This is a genomic window from Dietzia sp. Cai40 (genome assembly GCF_014145165.1).
Lineage (GTDB): Bacteria > Actinomycetota > Actinomycetes > Mycobacteriales > Mycobacteriaceae > Dietzia > Dietzia natronolimnaea.
Genome location: NZ_JAALEB010000483.1, coordinates 1 through 3,001, shown reverse-complemented (window position 1 = coordinate 3,001; position 3,001 = coordinate 1). Strand labels below are relative to the sequence as shown.

Annotated in this window: 3 protein-coding genes and 1 pseudogene; 2 read left to right on the top strand and 2 right to left on the bottom strand. The window is 71.9% G+C overall.

Annotated features, from left to right (window positions below; genetic code table 11):
- A pseudogene (locus tag G6022_RS16205) lies at positions 1 to 229 on the bottom strand (leucyl aminopeptidase); the annotation flags it as partial.
- 143 nt (positions 230 to 372) lie between these two features.
- Here G6022_RS16205 and gcvT point away from each other — a divergent pair.
- Positions 373 to 1,485 (top strand): glycine cleavage system aminomethyltransferase GcvT, encoded by a 1,113-nt coding sequence (gcvT, locus tag G6022_RS16200; RefSeq protein ID WP_182692017.1) that lies wholly within the window; start codon positions 373 to 375, stop codon positions 1,483 to 1,485.
- Positions 1,486 to 1,514: 29 nt separating this feature from the next.
- Positions 1,515 to 2,606 (top strand): branched-chain amino acid aminotransferase, encoded by a 1,092-nt coding sequence (locus tag G6022_RS16195; protein ID WP_182639076.1) that lies wholly within the window; start codon positions 1,515 to 1,517, stop codon positions 2,604 to 2,606.
- Positions 2,607 to 2,785: 179 nt separating this feature from the next.
- Here G6022_RS16195 and G6022_RS16190 read toward each other — a convergent pair.
- Positions 2,786 to 3,001 (bottom strand): adenosylcobinamide-GDP ribazoletransferase (locus G6022_RS16190; RefSeq protein WP_182692014.1); only part of this gene is annotated, 216 nt, incomplete at its 5' end.

Below are 3,001 nucleotides of genomic sequence, written 5' to 3'. Positions count from 1 at the left end.
TGGTGGAGGCCCCGACGGAGTGGGCCAGCGTGGCCAGCGCCGCGGTGACCTCGCCGTCGAGACCGGGGGCGACGACGACGGGGGCCGCGTCCGAACCGCCGTCGCCGTCACCGGGGTCGGCGCCCGCGGCGATACCGACCACCACCACCTCGGACTCGACAGGCGTCGTGACGGCCTCGATCGCGGCGAGGTCCGGGCTGTGGGTGAGGATCGACTGCGCGGTGGGCATGAAAGCACTCCTGGTGGTCGGCGGGGACGTACGGGACGTGTCAGATGCCCTGATGACGTGGCGGGACCGCCACGGCCAGGGCACCATAGTCTATCGACTACCGTGGGAGCGGAGCCGTACTGGAGAGCGCGAGGAGTGGCCACATGACAGACACCGGGGACCTCTACGAGGGGCCGCTGCACTCTCGTCACGTGGAGGCCGGGGCCACCTTCGCCCCCTTCGGTGGCTGGTCGATGCCCGTGCAGTACTCGGGCACCGTCGCCGAGCACACCGCGACCCGCACCGCGGTCGGGCTGTTCGACGTCAGCCACCTCGGCAAGGCGGTCGTCTCCGGCCCGGGCGCCGCGGAGTTCGTCAACTCGTGCTTCACCAACGACCTCGACCGCATCCCGGCCGGCAGCGCGCAGTACACCCTGTGCTGCGACGAGTCCGGGGGAGTGGTCGACGACCTCATCGCCTACCGCGTCTCCGACTCCGAGATCTTCCTCATCCCCAACGCCGCCAACACCGCCGAGGTCGTCCGCCGGCTGCAGGCCGCGGCCGCCGAGCGCGCGCCGGAGGTCACCGTGACCGACGAGCACCGCTCCCGCGCCGTGATCGCCGTGCAGGGCCCGCTCGCCGGCGAGGTCCTCACCGCGGTCGGCCTGCCCATCGACCTGGACTACATGGCCTTCGTCGACGCCGACTGGTCCGGAGTTCCCGTCCGGGTCTGCCGCACCGGGTACACCGGCGAGTACGGCTTCGAGGTCCTGCCCGCGTGGGATCAGGCCGGCCCGGTCTGGGACGCGCTGGCCGAGCAGGTCCTCGCTCGCCAGGGGGCGCTGTGTGGGCTGGGTGCCCGCGACTCCCTGCGCACGGAGGCCGGTTACCCGCTGCACGGCAACGAGCTGTCCCTCGACCTCAGCCCGCTCGAGGCCCGCTGCGCGTGGGCCATCGGCTGGGACAAGCCGTCCTTCTGGGGGCGCGACGAACTGCTGCGTCAGAAGGAGGCCGGCCCCGCCCGGCGCATGTACGCGCTCGAGGTCACGGGCCGCGGAGTCCTGCGCGCCGGCCAGACCGTGCGGGCCGGCGGACGCGACGTCGGCGTCACGAGCTCCGGCACGTTCTCGCCGACGCTGAAGACGGGGATCGCGCTCGCGTTCGTCGAGCTGGACGCCGGCCTGAAGAAGGGCGACGAGGTCGTCGTCGACGTACGGGGGCGAGAGGTACCGTGCCGCCTCGCGGTACCCCCGCTCGTCGAGATCCGCACCCGCTGACCCGCCCCTTCTCACCTAAGCGAGACGACATGTCCCAGTTCGACATCCGCCCCTCGGCCACACCGAGGACGGCCGCCGAGCGCGAAGCCATCCTCGCCGCTCCCGGCTTCGGCAAGCACTTCACCGACCACATGGTCACCCTCCCGTATTCCGACGGGGCCTGGGGTACCCCCACCGTCGAGGCCTACGCCCCGCTGTCGATCGACCCCTCCGCCGTGGTGCTGCACTACGCCCAGACGATCTTCGAGGGCCTCAAGGCGTACCGGCAGGCCGACGACTCCATCGCCTCCTTCCGCCCGGAGCAGAACGCGGCGCGCTTCAACCGGTCCGCGCAGCGTCTGGCCATGCCGACGCTGCCCGAGGAGTTGTTCATGGAGTCCCTCCGGCAGATCGTGGCGATCGACCGCGACTGGGTTCCCGCCGCCGGCGGGGAGGAGGCGCTCTACCTGCGGCCCTTCATGATCGCGACGGAGACCGGCCTGGGAGTACGGCCGGCCGACGAGTACCTCTACTCGGTCATCGCCTCGCCCGCCGGCGCCTACTTCTCGCGTGGTGTGGCCCCCGTGAGCGTCTGGCTGAGCACCGAGTACGTGCGGGCCAGCCCCGGCGGAACCGGCGCGGCGAAGTTCGGGGGAAACTACGCGGCGTCGCTGCGTGCTCAGGAGCAGGCCGCCGCCGAGGGCTGCGACCAGGTGGTCTGGCTGGACGCGATCGAGCGGAAGTACGTCGAGGAGATGGGCGGGATGAATCTGTTCTTCATCCTCGGCGCCGGGGACTCGGCGGAGATCGTCACCCCGGAACTGTCCGGTTCGCTGCTGCCCGGTGTGACCCGCGACAGTCTGATCCAGTTGGCGCGCCATCTCGGCTACCCGGTGACCGAGCGGAAGGTCTCGGTCGAGGAGTGGGAGACCGGGGTCGCCTCCGGCGCGATCACCGAGGTGTTCGCCTGTGGGACCGCCGCCGTGATCACCCCGGTCGGCTCGGTCAAGCACGCCGAGGGCGGGTACACGGTCGCCGACGGCGGGCCCGGCGAGATCACCATGCGTCTCCGCGAGACACTCACCGGGATCCAGCGAGGGTCCGTCGAGGACACCTTCGGGTGGATGACCACGCTCGCCTGACCGGGCCCGCCTGACCGGCCCCGCGTCCGGTCCCGCGTGATCGGCCCCGCGTGATCGGCCCCGCGTCCGGCCCCCGTCCGGCCCGATTCCATCGCCAAGAGCGTTCCGCACACGTTTCTCGAGTAGGGGGTGTGCGGAACGCTCTTCTCGTTGATGCGCGGGCCTTTCCGTGACGCGTATCAGGCCAGGATGACGGCGATGACCAGCGCTGCGGCCGTGCCCGCCTCGATCCCCGCCCCCAGGACGTCGCCGTTGACCCCGCCGAGGCGGCGGACGGCGTGGCGTGCGAAGCCCGCGGCAGCAGCGTAGAGGGACAGTCCGAGGGCAGCCCCGATGGTCGGGGCCCACCATGCCGCCCCCGACCATGCCGCCCCCCACCCTGTCGCCCCCCACCC